Below are 17,756 nucleotides of genomic sequence, written 5' to 3' on the forward strand. Positions count from 1 at the left end.
GACCGAAGAACCTGTGCCGTGGGGTCCCGTGCTCGGGTCGAGACCCGGGCGGCGCTGGTGCCGGGGCCCCGCCGTGGGTCACAGTGGCCGCATGGCCGCCAACGAGGTGAAGTTCCAGATCGACGTCCCGACGGAGCTGGAGGGCGGCGTCCCCGCGGACTTCGCGTCCCTGTGGCACACGTCGACGTCGTTCGTCATCGACTTCGTCGCGGCCACGAAGCCGCCGCAGCCGGTGACCGACCCGGACACGGGGGCGGTCACCGGCCGCGTGGTGCCGGGGCGTGTGGTGTCGCGCGTGCGCATCCCCCCGCAGCAGGTGTTCGAGCTGGCGCGGGCGCTCACGCAGCAGCTCGACGCCTGGGAGCGGGAGACGGGGAAGAAGACCGGCGAGACCGCCTGAGCCGTCGTCAGCGGGGTCGTGGGGCCGCGAGCTTGGCGAGGACCACGAGGTAGCGGCAGGGGCTCCGGGTCGCGTTGACGAAGGTGCAGTCGGCCGGCGTGCCCAGCTGGAGGCAGTCGCCGGCCTCGAGCTCGTGCACCAGGTCGCCCTCGACGAACCGCAGAGCGCCGTCCAGCACCCAGATCTGCTGGTCGACGAACCGGAACGCCTCGGCGGGGTAGGTCACCTCCGCACCGGGGGGCAGGTCGACCTCGACGAGCTCGAGCGAGGTGCTCGCGGGCGGGGAGACGGCGCGACGCGTGTACCCCGTCTCGGAGTCCGTCCAGCGCGGCTGCTCGGCCCGGCGGGCCACGCGCCTCGGGTCGCCCTCGGCGCGGGCGACCAGCTCCGAGAGCGTCATCCCCAGCGCCGCGGAGAGGCGGCCCAGCAGGGCGGCGGTGGGCTGGGCGTCACCGCGCTCGATGCGCGAGATCATCGCGCGTGAGACCCCCGACGCCTCCGCGAGCGCGGCGACCGTCAGCCCGCGGTCGGCGCGGGCGGCCTGCACCGTGCCGGCGAGGGCTCCGCTCAGGTCGTCCGTCATCGGACATCGCTGTATACGATAGTAGACATGGTGGCTACTATAGGCCCATGTTGCTCCGTGACGCCGCCGACTCCGACCTGGACGGCATCCTGACGATCCACAACGACGCCATCCGCACCTCCACCGCGATCTGGACGGACGACGAGGTTCCGCGCAGCGAGCGGGAGGCGTGGTTCGCCGCGCAGCGCGCTGCCGGCAACCCGGTCGTCGTCGCGGACGACGGCGGCGAGGTCGCCGGCTACGCCACGTACGCGCAGTGGCGGGCCAAGTCCGGCTACCGGCACACCGTCGAGGACTCGATCTACGTGGCCGACGGGTACCGGGGGCGTGGCCTGGGCCGCGCGCTCCTGGTCGAGCTCGTGGCCCGCGCCCGCGCCGCGGGCCACCGCACGATGCTCGCGGACATCGAGGCCGGGAACGTCGCCTCCGTCCGGCTGCACGAGTCCCTCGGCTTCGGTTCCGTCGGACGGCTGCCGGAGGTGGGCACGAAGTTCGGGCAGTGGCTCGACCTCGAGATCCTCGCGCTCCCGCTGCAGGACGGCGCGGAGACGGCCGGCGTCGCGCCGCGGCTGGAGAGCGTCGGCCACGACGGCTGACGGGCGCGCGGGCCCGGCCGGGTCAGAGCACGCGCTCGGGCCGGGCGAGGATGCCCGGCACGAGGCGGGCGCTGAGCGCGGCGGCTCCTCGGACGGCGAGGAAGCCGAGGGCGAAGACCGCGAGCGCGGTGATCACGGCGACCGGCTGGATGAACACCGCCATCCCGACGAGGGGGAAGATCAGCACGCCCGCGACGAGGGCGGAGCCGCCCGCCACCATCCACAGGGCCGACATCACGGCCCGCCGGGAGGCCTCGCTCATCACGGAGCGCGGCACGCCGAGCCGGTCGAGCGACACGTGCACGGCGCCGCGGTCGAGCGTGGCCGCGGCCTGGTTGATGGCCACCGAGCACGCCACCATGAGGAACGACCCGGCCACGGTGACCAGGACGCCGGTCGAGATGTCGTGCATGAGCCAGCGCTCGTCGGCGTCCATCTCGTCGGTGGCGGTCATGGTCGAGAGGGCCAGGCCGACGGCGCCGAACACGCCCACGAAGCTCGTCATGGCGACGCCGCTGACCTGCCGCCAGGCGGCCTTGGGGTCCTCGAGGATCATGCGCGCGGCGAGGAGGCGGGGCACGGTGCCGGCCTTGCGGGCCTGCCGGCGGGCTCGCACCCGCACGAACCACGGCCCGAGGGCGTCGAGGGCGAGCAGCATGCCGGCGAAGATCGCCGCCATCGTGCCGACGACCGCGACGATGCCGCCCAGCTCGCCGAGCACGCCGAGGAGCTGCATGAGGACGAGGCCGACGAGCAGCACGCCGACGGCGACGACGACGCGCACCCAGTGCGCGGTGCCGGTGCGCTGCCGGGTCCGCACGCCGAGCGGCGTCACGACGACCGCCCGCAGGCCGACGACGGCGCTCCCGGCGGCCAGCAGCGCGACGCCGAGCACGGCCAGGGGGAGCCACCACCAGGGCACCCACATCTGCGACCCGAGCGCCTCGCCGCGGAAGTGCAGCAGGCCGACCAGGGGCGCGGTCACGGCGTAGACGACGACGCCGAGCACGGCGCCGACCAGCGCGGTCACGGCCGCCTCCAGCACCGTGAGGACGGTGATGGTGCCGGTCGTGGCGCCGAGGAGGCGCAGCGACGCGAGGCGCTCGTCGCGCCGGCGGGCGGCGAGCCGCGCCGCGGACGCGCCGACGGTGGCCAGGGGCACGAGCAGCAGGACGACGGCGATGACGGCGAGCGTGGCGTAGGTGGAGGCGAGGTCGTCGTCCCACCCGAAGAAGGCCTGCGCGCCGCCCAGCACGAGGAGCAGCAGCGCGGTGACGACGGCGAAGCTCACCACGGGGAGGGCGGTGGCGAGCCGGTCGCCGTCGCGGCGCCGCGCGAACAGCGGCGCGAGCGCGACGGCGGTGGAGACGGGGCCCGTCGAGCGGGAGCCCGGGAGAGCGGTGGCGGCGGTCATCGCACGACCTCGGCGGCGTCCGCCGTACCGGGGGCCGCGGGCGCAGGCGCCGCGCCGGTGTCGGAGACGACGCGGCCGTCGCGCAGGACGACGGTGCGGGCGCAGCGGCGGGCGACGTCCGCGTCGTGCGTGACGACGACGAGCGTGCGGCCGGCGCGCGTGGCGGACAGCAGCAGGTCGAGGACCTCGACCGACGTGGCGGAGTCGAGCGCGCCGGTCGGCTCGTCGGCGAAGATCAGGCGTGCCCCGGTGACCTGGGCGCGCGCGATGGCGACGCGCTGCGCCTGGCCGCCGGACAGCTCGCCGAGCCGGCGCTGCTCCAGGCCGGCGAGGCCGAGGTGGTGCAGCCACTGCGCGGCCTCCGCCTCGGCCTGCGCGCGCGGCACCCCGCCGAGCATGCGCGCCACGGCGACGTTCTCCAGCGCGGTCAGCTCGTCGAGCAGCAGGCCCTGCTGGAAGACGAACCCGAGCTCCTCGCGCCGCAGCCGCGACCGGCCGGCGTCGTCGAGCGACTCGACGCGCACGGGCCCGCCCGCGGACGCGAAGGTCACGGAGCCGGCCGTCGGCCGCAGGATGCCGGCGAGACAGTGCAGCAGCGTCGTCTTCCCGGAGCCGGAGGCACCCATGACGGCGACGGACTCGCCCACGCCGATGTCGAGGTCCACCGCGTCGAGGGCGGGCGTGACCCCGCCGGGGTACTGCATGGTCAGGCCGCGCGCGCTCAGCAGAGGTGTCATGCCACCCACCCTCGCTCCGGGCGGGGAGCGGGCGCGTCGGACCACGAGCGGATCCGTCGTCGGGCCGGGTCCCCCTGCGGTATGACGCCGATGGGGGAGAACCACGAGTCCGGCACCGTCGCGGCGGTCCGTACGGCGCCGGGCGCCTGGTGGCCCGCCGGTATCCTCGGCGGCATGGCTTGGAGCTTCGGTCGTCGTCGGCCCACCACGTACCTGCTGGGCGAGCCGGTGGACCCGTACCCCGCCCAGGCCCCGGAGGCCGCGCGCGGCCGCGTGCTGCGGATCACCGAGATCGGCGAGCCCGTGCTGCACTCCCCGGCCGCGCCGGTCGAGGAGTTCTCCACCCCGGAGCTCGCGCGCCTGATCGACGACATGTTCGCGACGATGGAGAACGCCGAGGGCGTGGGCCTCGCGGCCCCGCAGGTGGGCGTCGGCATCCGGCTGTTCGTCTACGACGTCACCGACGAGCGGGGCGACCGGCACGTGGGGCACGTCGTGAACCCGGTGCTCGAGACGGACCTCGACGCGGAGCCGGAGACCGAGGACGAGGGCTGCCTGTCCGTGCCCGGCGCGTACGAGCCGCTGGAGCGGCCGGGCGCCGCCACGGTCCGCGGCGTGGACCAGCACGGCGGCCCCGTGCAGCTGTCGGGCAGCGGGTTCCTGGCGCGCGCCTTCATCCACGAGGCGCAGCACCTGGACGGCACCCTCTACTGGGACCACCTGTCGCCCGACCTGCAGGCGGACGCCCTGCGCCAGCGCGACGAGGAGCGGCCGGACATCCTCGCCGGCCGCCACGAGCTCGCCGTCGAGCTGGGCAAGAGGCCTGCCGAGTACCCCGACCGGCCCGCGGGCGGCCGCTGAGACGACGCATCGAGCGTGCTGACCTGAGCCTCGTACGGCGCTCCTGAGGAACAGGTCAGCACGCTCGATGCGTGCCCGGGTCGTCAGCCGAGCATCCCCGGTGCGGTGGAGAAGAACTCCTTGACGCCGTCGTCGACGCTCGTCGTGCCGAACCCGATGTCCTGCGCGATGCGCGTGAACTCGACCTCGACGGCGCCGGCGCCCTCGGGCGGGGGCGGGGGAGTGTCGCCCGCCACCTCGGCGAGCTGCTCCCAGTAGTCGAGGATCTGCTTGTCGAGCCCCTCCGGCTCGAGGGCGTCGAGCGCGGGCTGCGAGATCGGGGCGCCGCGGGACAGGCCGAACTCCTTGCTCACCTCGGGGTCGTTGGCGATGAAGTCGATGAACCTCGCCGCCTCCTCGGGGTGCTCCGTGGTCGCGGACATCGACAGCTCCAGCGACGGCTTGAGGTAGAGACCGCGGTTCGCCGTGTCGTCGGCCGGGGGCAGCAGCATCGCGAACTTCCCGCCCGCGCTGCCCTCGGAGAACCGCACCAGGAAGTTGTAGAAGCTCAGCTCGCTCGCGGTGACCCCCGCCCCGAGCACGTCGGCGCCGTTGAGCTGCTCCGCCCGCTTCGGGTCGACGAACCCGCCGTCGGCGAACAGCGGCGTCGCGCGCTGCCACCACTCCGCGAGGTCCGCCTCGGTGAAGCCCAGGGCGCCGTCGGGCGTGTAGAGGGCCTTGCCGTGCTGGGCGAGCCAGATCTCGAACACCGAGAGGATCTGCACGTACTGCGTGGAGCCGTTCACCTCCGGGTCGTGGTCCGCGCCGGCCGCGCCGACCTGCGACAGGACGTCGTCGTACTGGTCCCAGGTGAGGTCGCCGGCGGGGACGGCGACGCCGAGGTCGTCGAACAGCCCCGTGCTGAAGAAGTTGGCGATGCCGCCGGTGCTCGTCGGGATGCCGACGAGCCTGCCGTCCACCTTCGCCGCCGGCATGACGTTCTCCGGGAACGTCGAGATGTCGATCGTGCCGTCCTCGGCGAAGTCGTCGAGCGCCGCGATCTGCCCGCTGCCGCCGTACTGGGACAGGTAGGACACGTCCATCTGGAACACGTCCGGGAGGCTGCCGCTCGCGGCCTCCGTGTTCCGGGACGTCCAGTAGTCGGCGAACGACGCGTACGACGACTGGATCGTGACGTGGGGGTTCTTCTCCTCGTACAGGTCGATCGCCTTCTCGTACCGCTCGGCGCGCGACGCGTCGCCCCACCACGCGAACGTGAGCGTGACGTCGTCGTCGCCCCCGGCGGAGCCGTCGCCACCGCTGCAGGCGCCGAGCGCCACCAGGGCGCCGACGGCGAGGAGCGCGACGCCCGGGCGGCGACGCAGGCGGCCGACGCGCGGCCGCGGCGCGCGCGGGCTGTCGGTACTCGTGGACATGAGGGCCTCCTTGCACACATGTGCCGTCGGACGACGGTCTGGACACCCGCGATGCTGGCAGGGGGGAGGTCGGGTCGAGCGGGACCGGACAAAAACGCGCTTCGGTGGACACCCGGGCCACGACCCGGGCGCTCTCCGGCCGCCCGCGAAGGGCGCGAGCAGGGCGCGTCAGAGCGTGCGGACCCAGTCCGCGACGGCGGCCGCGACGTCGTCGTCCTTGCCGCGCACGTCGTGCGCGCCGGGGAGGGTGACGGTCGTGACGGGGCCGGGGATCGCCGCGGCGTGCTCGGCCAGCTCCGCGGGCGTGCCGAACGGGTCGCGGTCGCCGGACACGAACAGCACCGGCACGTGGAGCCCCGGGAAGTGCTCGACCCGCAGCCGCTCGGGCTTGCCCGGCGGGTGCAGGGGATAGCTCAGCAGCACGAGCCCGGCGGCGGGCAGACCCTCCGCCACCGCCATCGAGCACATCCGGCCGCCGTACGACCGGCCGCCCAGCAGCAGCGCGTCGGTGCCCGCGCCCAGCTCGGCGGCGAACCGCTCCGCCTCGGCACGCAGGTGCGCGACCGCGACCGGCGGGCGGTCCGGCATCCGCTTGCCCGCCAGCCGGTACGGGAAGTCGACCCGCTCGACCGGCAGCGGCGGATCGGCGTCCGCGAGCCGGCGCTCCACCGCGACCAGCGTGTGGTGGTCGCGGCTCGCGCCCGCGCCGGGGGTGAGCACCAGGCCTCGGGGCGTCGTCGTGGATGGCACGGGTCCAGTGTCGCAAGCCGCCGGTAGCGTCCGGGGGATGGGTGAGATCGAGCCGGGCAGCATCGAGCCGGGCAGCAGCGTGCGCGGCGAGGACTGGTACGGGCGGGACCTGTCCGGCCTGGTGCTCCAGGAGGTGGAGCTGGTCGAGGTGGACCTCACCGAGGTGACGGCCACCGGCGCGACGTTCGACCGGTGCACGTTCCGCGGGGTGCGGTTCAACGCCTCGGCGTGGACGGAGTGCGCGTTCACGGGGTGCACGTTCAGCCGCGCCAACCTGTTCGACGCGCGGTTCGAGCGCTGCAAGCTGGTGGGCTCCCGCTTCGACGACTGCCGCTTCGACCTGCTGCGCGCGGAGCGGGGGGACTGGTCCTTCGTGACGCTGCGGCGGGCGATGCTCGCGGGCGTGCACCTGGAGAACCTGCGGATGCGCGAGGCCGACCTCGACGGCGCGCGCCTGTCCGGGGCCACGGTGCTGGGCGTCGACCTGTCGGGCGCGGAGCTGACCGACGTCGACCTGAGCGGCGCCGTCCTGCGCGGCAGCGACCTGTCGGCGCTGGACCCGCGCGCGGCGCGGCTGGCGGGCGCCGTCGTCGACCCCGCCCAGGCGGTGGTGCTGGCCGAGGCGCTGGGGCTCGTCGTCACGCCCTGACGCGTCCTCGGCCGCGCCCGGGGCGTGGGCCTCGTCACATCGCCGCCGCCCCCGCCCAGGTCATGGCGCCGATCCTCCGGCAGGTGTCTCGGACGTCACCGCGACCGCCCGTTTACATCGTTTACATTCGCCTGTGGAGCAGCACCCGCTGAGCCGACGCCGGACCAGTGCAGGACACCGGAGGATGAGACACCCAATGACGGATCAGGTCACGGTCAACCCGATCGTGCTGCAGCGCGCCGACCCGTGCGTGCTCCGGCACCAGGGCACTTATTACTTCACCGGCTCCCACCCGCGGTACGACCGCATCGTGCTGCGCCGCGCCGAGCGGCTCGAGGACCTGCAGGCGGCCGACGAGGTCACCATCTGGGAGCGGCACGCCGAGGGTCCGCAGTCGCACCTGATCTGGGCGCCCGAGATCCACCGCGTCGACGGGAAGTGGTACGTCTACTACGCCGCCGCGCCGGACGAGTCCGTCACCGTGGACGTGCCGGGCACGGACGACACCTTCAACCACCGCGTCTTCGTCCTCGAGAACGCCGCCGACGACCCGTTCGACGGCGAGTGGGTGGAGCGCGGCCAGGTCGACACCGGCTGGGAGTCGTTCGCGCTGGACGCCACCAGCTTCGTGACGGGCGGCGCGCAGTACCTCGTGTGGGCGCAGCAGCACCCCGACGTCAAGGGGCACTCCAACCTCTACATCGCGCGCATGGCGAACCCGTGGACCCTCGCGACGCCCGCCGTCGAGCTCACGCACCCCGAGTTCGACTGGGAGACCCGGGGCTTCTGGGTCAACGAGGGCCCGTCCGTCCTCGTCCGCGGCGGCCGCGTCCTCCTCACCTACTCCGGCGCCGCCACGGGCATCGACTACGCGATGGGCCTGCTCACCGCCGACGCCGGCGCGGACCTCCTCGACCCCGCGTCGTGGGCCAAGAGCCCCGAGCCCGTCTTCGTCTCCGACCCCGCCGCCGGCCAGTACGGACCGGGCCACAACTCGTTCACGGAGACGCCCGACGGCGACGCCGTCCTCGTCTACCACGCGCGGACCTACACCGAGATCGTCGGCGACCCGCTGCGCGACCCCAACCGGCACGCCCGCGCGCAGGTGCTGCCCTTCGACGCCGACGGCCACCCCGTGTGGGGCACGCCCGTGGCCGACACCCGCCCGACCCCCACCTCCACCGAGGTCCTCCCCGCCGACGGAGCCTTCTGATGAGCACCACCACCGCGGCGCCCGAGACCGCCACGCCCCGGGCGAGGGAGTCGCTGAAGAAGATCGTGTTCTGGAACTACGGCGGTCTGTTCTTCTTCTACTTCGCGAGCTGGCAGCTCGTCTTCACGTTCCTGCCGCTGTGGCTGAAGCATGAAGGGATGACGCCGGGGCCGATCGGTGTCGTCGGTACGGTGCAGGCCGTGACAGCGCTGTTGCTGCAGCCGCTGTACGGGGTGTTGCAGGACCGGCTCGGGTTCCGGAAGAACCTCTTCTACTTCGTCGTGATCTGCGGCGCCCTCATGGGTCCGTTCTTCATGTTCGTGTTCATGCCGCTCATCGGCGTCAACCAGGTGCTCGCCGCCGTCGTCGGCGGTGTCTTCCTGAGCCTCTGTCTCAACTCAGGTGTGGGTGTCGTCGAGGCGTTCAACGAGCGGAACGCTCGGGCGAACAACTTCGAGTACGGCCACATCCGCCTTTTTGGCTCGATCGCCGGCGGCACCATGTCCCTGGTGGGTGGCTTCATCTGGGCGGCGAACCCGGACAGCATCTGGTGGGCAGGGTCCTTCTCCGCCGTCGTCCTGGGCACGCTGCTCTTCCTGGCGCGCACCCCGAAGCCGGGCGAACCGGGTGCTCGTGCCGCCGGCGTCGACGGCGACCAGGGCTCCAGGCCCCGCGTCACGAGGGAGAGCGTCCGGGCGCTGGTCACGAGCCGCAGCTTCGTCGGGTTCTGCGTCCTCATGTTCGGTACGGCCGCGATCTACGACGTCTTCGACGCGCAGTTCCCCAACTACTTCGTCGAGATGATCGGCGGCAACGCCGACGTGCTGTTCACCCGGGTCGTGTCGGTGCAGATCTTCGCGGAGGCGGCCTTCATGGTCGTGGCGCCGTTCATCGTCAACAAGATCGGTGCACGCAACGGGCTTCTCGTGTTCGCCGTCGTCCTGGTGGTGCGCGTCCTCGGCTCCGCGTTCATCACCGGGCCGGAGATGCTCGTCGTGTGGCGGCTTCTGGCGGCCATCGAGATGCCCTTCATGCTCGTCTCAGTGATGAAGTACATCACGCGGATGTTCGACGTCCGGATCTCGGCGACGGCCTACATGCTCGGGTTCAACATGTCGAAGCAGATCGGTGTCGCCCTGTTCTCCACGGTCTTCGGCTACAGCTATGAGGCGATCGGTTTCGCCCACTCCTACGTGGTGATGGCGGTCGTGGTCGCCGTGGTGACGACCGCTGCCGTGGTGTTGATGCGCGACGACCGAGCGCTGGGGGTGGAGGACAGCGGTGTGCCTGAGGCGCGTGCTGCGCATGAGGTCTAGAAGCCTGACCGTGATCGGGAAGACCCGGGGCGCTTGCGCTTTCTGCAATATACCCGACTCGACTTGCGCCCAATGTTGCCGCAGTCCATGGTGCTCTGAAGGACAGGTTCTCTACCGGAGGCATGCAGAGATGCGTCATAGAATTCTTGGGCTCGGCGTGGCGATTGGTATGGCGCTGGGCGTTGCTGTTGTTGGCGCCCAGCCTGCGTCGGCTGCCGTACCGCAGTCGGGGGTTAGGACCGCAATCGCCGATATTACGTGGAATTATGCTTCGCCTGTATGCTCGAAGAACTATACCCATTTCCGATGGTCGCCGATCTTGTTGGCCAAGGCTCGTCATATTCCGAACCGCGACAAGAAGAAGGTGGGGACGAGGTGGGTCTGGACCTACAAGACCACGCTCTACAGCTACGCGTCCGGGGGGAATCGGGGCGAGACGACCTTCACGACAAAGTGCAGCCGATAGGCGCGTAGGTCTACGAATAGATGGCTGTGCGTCGCCCTCTCGCACTTCGCGGTGATGGCGTCCACTTGTCGGATTCTGAGTGGGTGTCACTATGGGCGCATGACCGCACCGCTCGTCGTCCGCGCGCTGGCGCTGGGTCTGGCCGCCGGGTCGCGCTCGACGCTCGGCGTCGCCGCCCCGCTGCTCGGCCCGGCCCCCGCCCACCGGCTCCCCACCCACGGCCTGCGCCGCCCCGCCGGCGTGCTGCGGCTGGTCGCGGGGCTCGCCGTCGCCGGGGAGCTCGTCGGGGACAAGCTCCCCACCGCGCCCAGCCGCCTCGACCCGCCCGGGCCCGACGTCCGCGCCGGGAGCGGCGCCGCCGGCGGGCTGCTGCTCGCCGTCCGGCACCACGCCACGGCGGCCTCCACCGTCGCGGCCGGCCTGGCCGGCGCCGTCGGGGGCGCGGTGGGGACCGGCGCCGGCGCCGCCTGGCGGGCCTCCGTCGCCCGGCGCGGCTGGCCCGACCTCCCGGCCGCGCTCGCCGAGGACGTCGTCGCCCTCACGCTGGCCGCCTGGGCCACCCGCGCCTGACCCGCGGACGAGCGCCGAGCAGGCGGTTGCGCACGTTCTGAGAGCTCAGGACGCGCGCAACCGCCTGTTCGGCACGACGGCGGCGGGTCGGGTCCGGAAGAGTGGGTGCCATGGAGCTGGCATGGACGCGGTAGGCGGGGTGGTCGGCGGGATCTTCGCGTTCGTGTCGACGGTGGCGATGCTCGTGCTGCTGGCCTGGACGGCGCGGCGCGTGATGGGGGCGCCCGTCGGGTGGATCCGCGCGACGCTCGTGTCGCTCGTCGCGATCACGGGCGCGTCGGCCGCCCTGACGGGAGGGCTGCGCGCCGCCGGGTGGTGGGACGACGACGGCGTGCTGGCGGTGGACCCGGGGGTCGCGTTCGTCGCGATCGCCGTCGTGTTCGCGTGGGCGTTCGTGCTGGGGCTGTGCGTGCTCCTCGTGCTGGAGCTGCTGGTGCCCACGGGCACGCTGCCCACGCCGTGGCGCGCGGTGCGGCAGCTGCGGCAGGGCCGCCGCGAGACGCGCCGGTACGCGCAGGTCGTGGCGATCGCCGTGCGGCACGGGCTCGGGGGAGCCTTCGGACGGGTGCGCGGGGCCGGGGTCGGGACGGCGTCGCGGTCGGACGTGCACCGGCTCGCCGTCGGGCTGCGGGACACGCTCACCGACGCGGGCGTCACCTTCGTGAAGTTCGGGCAGATGCTCTCCACCCGCCGCGACCTGCTGCCCGACGCGATCACCGAGACCCTCGCGACGCTGCAGAGCGACGTGCCGCCCGCCCCGTGGGAGCAGGTGGAGCCGCTGGTCGAGGCGGGACTCGGCCGGCCCGTGGCCGAGGTGTTCGCCGCGTTCGACCCGCGTCCGCTCGCGTCCGCGTCCGTGGGGCAGGTGCACGCGGCGCGGCTGCTCGACGGGCGCGAGGTCGTGGTCAAGGTGCAGCGCCCCGGCGCGCGCGAGCAGGTGGCCGTGGACCTCGCGATCCTGGGCCGCCTCGCCCGCCGCGTGGAGCGGGACACGGCGTGGGGTCGCGCGCTCGGCGTGGTCGCGCTGGCGGACGGGTTCGCCGCCTCGCTGCGCGAGGAGCTGGACTACGCGGTCGAGGCGGAGAACACGCGCGCCCTGCGCGCCGCGCTCGACGTGGTGACGCACGACGACGCGTCGTCGGGCCCGCTGGTCGTGGTGCCGCAGGTGGTGGACGGGCCGTCGGGGGACACGCTGCTCGTCCTGGAGCGGCTCGACGGCGTCCCCGTCGGCCGCGCCCAGGACCTCCTCGCCGCGCTCGACGACGCGACCCGCGCGGACCTGGCCGACCGGATGCTGCGCGCCGCGCTCGAGCAGCTCCTGGTGGCCGGCACCTTCCACGCCGACCTCCACCCCGGCAACGTGCTCGTCACGGCCGACGGCGGCCTGGCGCTGCTCGACATGGGCTCGGTGGGCCGCCTCGGCGAGCCCGAGCGGATCGCCCTCGGCGCGCTGCTGCTGGCGATCGAGGGCGACGACGCCATCGCCGCGACCGACGCCCTGCTGGAGCTGCTCGACGCGCCCGCCGGGCTCGACGCGCGTCGGCTGGAGCGGGACGTGGGGCAGCTGGTGCTCCGGTTCCGCGCGGGGGCTGGCGCCGGGGCCGTCTTCGCCGCCCTCGTGCGCCTGGTGACGTCGGCGGGCATCGCGGTGCCGCCGCAGGTCGCGGCCGCGTTCCGCACCTTCGCCTCGCTGGAGGGCACCCTCGACCTGCTGTGCCCCGGCTACGACCTCGTGGCCGCGGCCCGCACCCAGGGGCGGCCGCTGCTGTCCCGCCTCGTGACGCCCGAGGCCGTCCGGCGCAAGGCCACCCAGCAGCTCCTCGGGTTCGCGCCCGAGCTGGAGCGCCTGCCCCGGCGGGTGACCGGCCTGCTCCGCGACCTCGAGGAGGGGCGCTTCACGGTCACCGTCCGCGCGTTCTCCGACCCCGCCGACCGCGCCTTCCTCTCCGGGCTCGTGCAGCAGGTGATCATGACGCTCGTCGCCGTGGGCGCGGTGGTCGGCGCCGTCGTGCTCCTCGTCGCCGACGGCGGCCCGATGCTCGCGCCCGAGCTGTCGTGGTTCACCGTGCTCGGCGCGGCCCTGGCGTTCGTCGGGACCGTGCTCGCGGTGCGGGTGCTGGTGTCAGCGTTCCGTGGGACGGCCCGCGACCGCTGGTGAGCGCCCGGCGGTGACGGAGCCGTCGGACCGGGGCATGATCGGGTCATGAGATACGCGGAGCACATCTCCGAGCTCGTCGGGCACACCCCGCTCGTCCGGCTGACCCGTGTCACGGAGGGCCTGAGCGCGACGATCCTCGCCAAGGTCGAGTACGTGAACCCCGGCGGCTCCGTCAAGGACCGCATCGCGCTGAAGATGATCGAGGCCGCGGAGGCCTCGGGCGCGCTGCGGCCGGGCGGCACGATCGTCGAGCCGACGTCGGGCAACACGGGCGTGGGCCTCGCCCTCGTCGCGCAGCGCAAGGGCTACGACTGCGTGTTCGTCTGCCCGGACAAGGTGAGCGAGGACAAGCGGGACGTGCTGCGCGCGTACGGCGCGCGCGTCGTCGTGACGCCCACCGCCGTGCCGCCCGACCATCCCGACTCCTACTACTCGGTCTCCGACCGGCTGGTCGCGGAGATCCCCGGCGCGTGGAAGCCCGACCAGTACGCCAACCCGAACGGGCCCCTGTCGCACTACGAGTCCACCGGCCCCGAGGTGTGGGCCGACACGGACGGCCGCGTGACTCACTTCGTCGCGGGCGTCGGCACCGGCGGCACGATCACGGGCACGGGCCGCTACCTCAAGGAGGTCTCGACGGACCGCGCGGCGGCCGACGGCGGCCGGGTGCGCGTGGTCGGAGCGGACCCCGCCGGCTCGGTCTACTCCGGCGGCGACGGCCGCCCGTACCTCGTCGAGGGCGTGGGGGAGGACTTCTGGCCCGCGGCCTACGACCCGCGGGTGCCGGACGAGGTCATCGCCGTGACCGACGCGGACTCGTTCGCCATGACCCGGCGGCTGGCCCGCGAGGAGGGCCTGCTGGTCGGCGGGTCGTGCGGGATGGCGGTCCAGGCGGCGCTGCGCCTCGCGCGTCGGCTCGAGGACGAGGACGCGGCCGCGGCGGCGCGCGCCGTGATCGTCGTGCTGCTGCCCGACGGGGGGCGCGGGTACCTCTCGAAGATCTTCTCCGACACGTGGATGCGCTCGTACGGCTTCCTGCCCGACGAGCAGGGCGTCACCGCGGGCGACATCCTGCGCGCGAAGGACGGGCGCCTGCCCGACCTCGTGCACACGCACCCGAGCGAGACGGTGCGCGACGCGATCGAGATCCTGCGCGAGTACGGCGTCTCGCAGATGCCGGTCGTCGGGGCCGAGCCGCCGGTGAAGATCGGCGAGGTCGCGGGCGCCGTGAGCGAGCGCGCGCTGCTCGACGCCGTGTTCGCCGGCCGCGCGGGCCTCGCGGACCGCGTCGACGCGCACATGCAGCCGCGCTTCCCGCTCATCGGCGCCGGCGAGGGGGTCGAGGCCGTGCGCGCCGCGCTGCACGACGACGACGCGCTGCTGGTCGTCGAGGACGGCGACCCGGTCGGCGTCCTCACGCGGCACGACCTCCTCGGGTTCGTCGCGGGCCGGTGACCACGCTCGTGCGTACGCTGGCCGGGTGACCACGACGAGCAGCGAGCACGGCGGCGAGCACCCCGACTGGACCGCGACGGGCTTCTCGACGCGCGCGATCCACGCCGGCCAGGACCCGGACCCGACCACGGGCGCCGTGGTGCCGCCGATCCACCAGGTCTCCACGTACAAGCAGGACGGCGTGGGCGGCCTGCGCGGCGGGTACGAGTACTCCCGGTCGGCCAACCCCACGCGGACCGCGCTCGAGGAGGCGCTCGCCGCGGCGGAGTCGGGCGGGCTCGACGCGCCCGCCCGCGGGTTCGCGTTCGCCTCGGGCCTGGCCGCCGAGGACACGCTCCTGCGCGCGGTGCTGCGCCCGGGCGACCACGTGGTCGTGCCCGACGACGCGTACGGCGGCACCTACCGGCTGATCGCCCGGGTCTTCGGCCCGTGGGGGATCGAGCACACGCCTGTCGACCTCACCGACGTCGCCGCCGTCCGCGCCGCGGTGCGGCCCGAGACCCGGGTGCTGTGGGTCGAGACGCCCACCAACCCGCTGCTCGGCGTCAGCGACCTCGCGGCGCTCGCCGGCGTCGCGCGGGAGGCGGGCGCGCTCCTCGTCGTCGACAACACGTTCGCCACCCCGTACCTGCAGCAGCCGCTCGCGCTCGGCGCCGACGTCGTCGTGCACTCGACGACCAAGTACATCGGCGGGCACAGCGACGTCGTCGGGGGAGCGCTCGTCGTCGGGGCGGGCGCGGTGCTGCCGGGCGGCCTCGAGTCGCCCGCGGGGGGCACGGACGTCGCCGGCGCCGTCGGCTTCCACCAGAACTCCTCGGGCGCCGTCGCGGGCCCGTTCGACGCCTGGCTCACGCTGCGCGGGCTCAAGACGCTCGCCGTGCGCATGGACCGCCACCAGGCGAACGCGGCCGCGGTCGCGGACTTCCTCGCCGGGCACCCCGCGGTGGCCGCGGTGATCTACCCGGGCCTCGCGTCCCACCCGGGGCACGAGGTCGCCGCCCGGCAGATGCGCGGCTTCGGCGGCATGGTCTCGTTCCGGGCGGGCAGCGAGGCGAGGGCGCTCGACGTGTGCGCGCGGACGCGGGTCTTCACGCTCGCCGAGTCGCTCGGCGGCGTGGAGTCCCTCGTCGAGCACCCCGGCCGGATGACGCACGGCTCGGTCGCCGGGACGTCGCTCGAGGTCCCGGACGACCTCGTGCGCCTCTCGGTCGGGATCGAGGACGTGGAGGACCTGGTCGCGGACCTCGACCAGGCGCTCGCCTGAGGGCGGTGGGCGTCAGCCGCGCACCACGGTGACGGGGCAGGGACCGAAGTCGAGCACCTGGCGGCTCACCGAGCCGAGCAGCAGGCGGTCGAAGCCGCCGAGGCCGCGCGCCCCGACGACCAGCCGCTCGGCGCCCTGCGCCGCGAGCACGAGCTGCTTGGCGGCCTGCCCGTGCACGATGCGCCGCACCAGGCGCTCGGGCGGCAGGGTCGCCCCGGCGGCGCGGACCGCCTCGGCGAGGGAGTCGGTGGCGAACTTCTCGTAGTCCTCGATGGGCGGCGCCCAGCCCCACGACCCGGGCAGCGGGGCCAGCGTGGTGATCTGCCAGGCGAAGATCGCCTCGACGGACGCGCCCGTGCGCCCCGCGACCTCGCACGCGTGCCGCAGCGCGGCCACGCTCGGGGCCGACGTGTCGACGCCCACGACGATGCGCGGCGACCCGCCGTCCGCGGCCGCGTCGTCCTCGGGCTCCCCGGCCGGGTCGCCGTGCCGCACCACGGTGACGGGCACGCGGGCGTGCTCGACGACCGTCGTGGACACCGAGCCCAGCACCGCGCGGCCCAGGCGGCCGCGCCGTCGCCGACCGAGGACCAGCATGTCGGCGTCGGCGCCGAGCTCGAGCAGCGCGTCGGCCGCGGGCCCCGGCCGGGCGACGACGGACCCGTCGACCTCCAGGCCCGTGCGGCCGCGGGCGGCGTCGAGCAGCCCCTGCGCCTCCTCGCGCGCCGGCGCGAGCGCCACCTCGTGGGCGGCGTCGTCGGCGCCCTTGCCCGCGCCCGCGGTGACCATGACCACCGTCAGGGGCACGGCGGCCGACGCGGCCTCGCCCATCGCCCAGTCCAGGGCCTCGTCCGACTCGGCCGACCCGTTCACCCCGACCACGATGCCGCGCATCGGTCACCCCGACTCTCTCGTCGCGTGGCGCCGCCCGTCGCGGACGACGCGCCCTCGTCTGCAGGATAGGGCGGGCCCCGCCGCACGTCAGGGCGGGGCGCCGGGACATCGATCACGCGCCCGCGTCGTGACGCCCGCCGGGCCGGCCGCCCGGGCCTGCGGGGGGCCGCCGCGAGGGCCGCCGCCGCGGGCCCGCGGGTCGGCCCCCCGGTTCAGTCGTCCGCGGGCGGCGGCGCGTCCTGGTTGCCGCGGCCGCGGCCGGGCCCGCCCGTGAGCAGGTCGTCCACCGGCTGCGTCACGACCTGCACCTGGTCGACCAGGTCCGCCGGGCCGGTGACCACGAGGGCGCGGTCGGCCGCGGCCACGTACACGGCGGTGGTGTCGCGGGCGGTGACGCGCACGCACGGGGTGTCCTCGCCGTCGACGGCGAACGTGCCGGTGTCGAGGGGCGCCTCGTCGACCTCGGCGACCAGGGCGCGCATGGCGCTGCGGTAGTCCTGGAAGGAGTCGGCGAAGTCGGGCGTCCCGCCGACGGGGCCGCCCGCGGCGCCCGACGGGTCGGGTTCGACGGGCGCGGCGATGTCCGCGTGCAGCGGGGCCGCGAGGGCGCCGCTGCACGCCGCGCGCACGACGTCCTCGACGTCGTCCTCCGGCACCCGCGTACGGAGCGTCTCGACCTCGAGCGCCTCCCCGGTGAAGGAGCGGTAGGCGCGCACGAACCGCTCGCACGTCGGGTCGTCGGAGTCCGCGTGCCCGGTGAGGGACTCGTCCTCCAGGTCGAGTCCCCAGGTGAGGGGGTCGCGGACCTCGGCCACGACCCCGGAGAACTGCGCCAGGCGGGCGTCGTCCCCGTTCCAGGCCCGCGGGCTCCCGCCCCCCGACGTCCCCGGCTGCTGCTCGATCTCGTCCATCGGTACCCCCTGGTTGGCGACGACCGCCTCTCCCCGAGCGTGGACCGCTCCCCCCGCGGCTGGCAACGTGGCACGCCGTCACGCCCCTGGCGAACATGGGCTTA

General features: G+C 74.3%; 17 protein-coding genes. 10 read left to right on the forward strand and 7 right to left on the reverse strand.

Features of this window, described 5'->3' with window-relative positions; genetic code table 11:
- The first annotated feature begins 91 nt into the window (after positions 1–91).
- A complete protein-coding gene (locus ACFU9A_RS05580) occupies positions 92–400 on the forward strand; it encodes a DUF3467 domain-containing protein (RefSeq protein ID WP_430574262.1) in 309 nt (102 codons plus the stop codon).
- Between the two features lie 7 nt (positions 401–407).
- Here ACFU9A_RS05580 and ACFU9A_RS05585 read toward each other — a convergent pair whose 3' ends face one another.
- On the reverse strand, positions 408–983 hold the full coding sequence (locus ACFU9A_RS05585) for a helix-turn-helix domain-containing protein (protein WP_430574263.1): 576 nt from the start codon (positions 981–983) through the stop codon (positions 408–410).
- A 47-nt stretch (positions 984–1,030) separates the two neighbouring features.
- Here ACFU9A_RS05585 and ACFU9A_RS05590 point away from each other — a divergent pair, with 47 nt between their 5' ends.
- Positions 1,031–1,579, forward strand: coding sequence for a GNAT family N-acetyltransferase (locus ACFU9A_RS05590; RefSeq protein WP_430574264.1), 549 nt, complete (start codon positions 1,031–1,033; stop codon positions 1,577–1,579).
- A gap of 22 nt (positions 1,580–1,601) precedes the next feature.
- Here the strand turns inward: ACFU9A_RS05590 and ACFU9A_RS05595 are convergent, their stop codons facing one another.
- Together ACFU9A_RS05595 and ACFU9A_RS05600 are read right to left on the reverse strand one after the other, a co-directional pair.
- A complete protein-coding gene (locus tag ACFU9A_RS05595) occupies positions 1,602–2,993 on the reverse strand; it encodes an FtsX-like permease family protein (protein ID WP_430574265.1) in 1,392 nt (463 codons plus the stop codon).
- Entirely contained in the window at positions 2,990–3,730 is a 741-nt protein-coding gene (locus ACFU9A_RS05600) for an ABC transporter ATP-binding protein (RefSeq protein ID WP_430574266.1), read from the reverse strand. The genes ACFU9A_RS05595 and ACFU9A_RS05600 overlap by 4 nt, the downstream gene beginning before the upstream one ends.
- 174 nt (positions 3,731–3,904) lie before the next feature.
- Here ACFU9A_RS05600 and def point away from each other — a divergent pair, with 174 nt between their 5' ends.
- Positions 3,905–4,591, forward strand: coding sequence for a peptide deformylase (gene def, locus ACFU9A_RS05605; protein WP_430574267.1), 687 nt, complete (start codon positions 3,905–3,907; stop codon positions 4,589–4,591).
- An 83-nt stretch (positions 4,592–4,674) separates the two neighbouring features.
- Here the strand turns inward: def and ACFU9A_RS05610 are convergent, their stop codons facing one another.
- Together ACFU9A_RS05610 and ACFU9A_RS05615 are read right to left on the reverse strand one after the other, a co-directional pair.
- The gene (locus ACFU9A_RS05610) at positions 4,675–6,006 is read right to left on the reverse strand and encodes an ABC transporter substrate-binding protein (RefSeq protein WP_430574268.1); all 1,332 of its coding nucleotides are present in this window, start codon (positions 6,004–6,006) and stop codon (positions 4,675–4,677) included.
- Positions 6,007–6,174: 168 nt separating this feature from the next.
- Positions 6,175–6,756, reverse strand: a complete 582-nt coding sequence (locus ACFU9A_RS05615; protein WP_430574269.1) for an alpha/beta family hydrolase — start codon at positions 6,754–6,756, stop codon at positions 6,175–6,177.
- Positions 6,757–6,793: 37 nt separating this feature from the next.
- Between ACFU9A_RS05615 and ACFU9A_RS05620 the strand changes: the two genes are divergently transcribed.
- From ACFU9A_RS05620 to ACFU9A_RS05650, 7 genes are all read left to right on the forward strand, one after another.
- Positions 6,794–7,405, forward strand: coding sequence for a pentapeptide repeat-containing protein (locus tag ACFU9A_RS05620; RefSeq protein WP_430574270.1), 612 nt, complete (start codon positions 6,794–6,796; stop codon positions 7,403–7,405).
- Positions 7,406–7,601: 196 nt separating this feature from the next.
- Positions 7,602–8,618 (forward strand): family 43 glycosylhydrolase, encoded by a 1,017-nt coding sequence (locus ACFU9A_RS05625; RefSeq protein WP_430574271.1) that lies wholly within the window; start codon positions 7,602–7,604, stop codon positions 8,616–8,618.
- The gene (locus ACFU9A_RS05630; protein ID WP_430574272.1) at positions 8,618–9,934 is read left to right on the forward strand and encodes an oligosaccharide MFS transporter; all 1,317 of its coding nucleotides are present in this window, start codon (positions 8,618–8,620) and stop codon (positions 9,932–9,934) included. Before ACFU9A_RS05625 ends, ACFU9A_RS05630 begins: the two co-directional genes overlap by 1 nt.
- 565 nt (positions 9,935–10,499) lie before the next feature.
- Positions 10,500–10,970, forward strand: coding sequence for a hypothetical protein (locus ACFU9A_RS05635; protein ID WP_430574273.1), 471 nt, complete (start codon positions 10,500–10,502; stop codon positions 10,968–10,970).
- A gap of 121 nt (positions 10,971–11,091) precedes the next feature.
- On the forward strand, positions 11,092–13,128 hold the full coding sequence (locus ACFU9A_RS05640; RefSeq protein WP_430574274.1) for an ABC1 kinase family protein: 2,037 nt from the start codon (positions 11,092–11,094) through the stop codon (positions 13,126–13,128).
- 45 nt (positions 13,129–13,173) lie between these two features.
- Positions 13,174–14,583 (forward strand): cystathionine beta-synthase, encoded by a 1,410-nt coding sequence (locus tag ACFU9A_RS05645; RefSeq protein WP_430574275.1) that lies wholly within the window; start codon positions 13,174–13,176, stop codon positions 14,581–14,583.
- Between the two features lie 25 nt (positions 14,584–14,608).
- Positions 14,609–15,847 (forward strand): cystathionine gamma-synthase, encoded by a 1,239-nt coding sequence (locus tag ACFU9A_RS05650; RefSeq protein WP_430574276.1) that lies wholly within the window; start codon positions 14,609–14,611, stop codon positions 15,845–15,847.
- Positions 15,848–15,859: 12 nt separating this feature from the next.
- Here ACFU9A_RS05650 and ACFU9A_RS05655 read toward each other — a convergent pair whose 3' ends face one another.
- Positions 15,860–16,741, reverse strand: a complete 882-nt coding sequence (locus ACFU9A_RS05655; RefSeq protein WP_430574277.1) for a universal stress protein — start codon at positions 16,739–16,741, stop codon at positions 15,860–15,862.
- A 212-nt stretch (positions 16,742–16,953) separates the two neighbouring features.
- Positions 16,954–17,652 carry a hypothetical protein gene (locus tag ACFU9A_RS05660; protein ID WP_430574278.1) on the reverse strand — a complete coding sequence of 233 codons (699 nt, stop codon included), beginning with the start codon at positions 17,650–17,652 and terminating at the stop codon, positions 16,954–16,956.
- Between the last annotated feature and the right edge of the window lie 104 nt (positions 17,653–17,756).

This window comes from Isoptericola sp. NPDC057653, from assembly GCF_042799955.1.
GTDB lineage: Bacteria > Actinomycetota > Actinomycetes > Actinomycetales > Cellulomonadaceae > Isoptericola.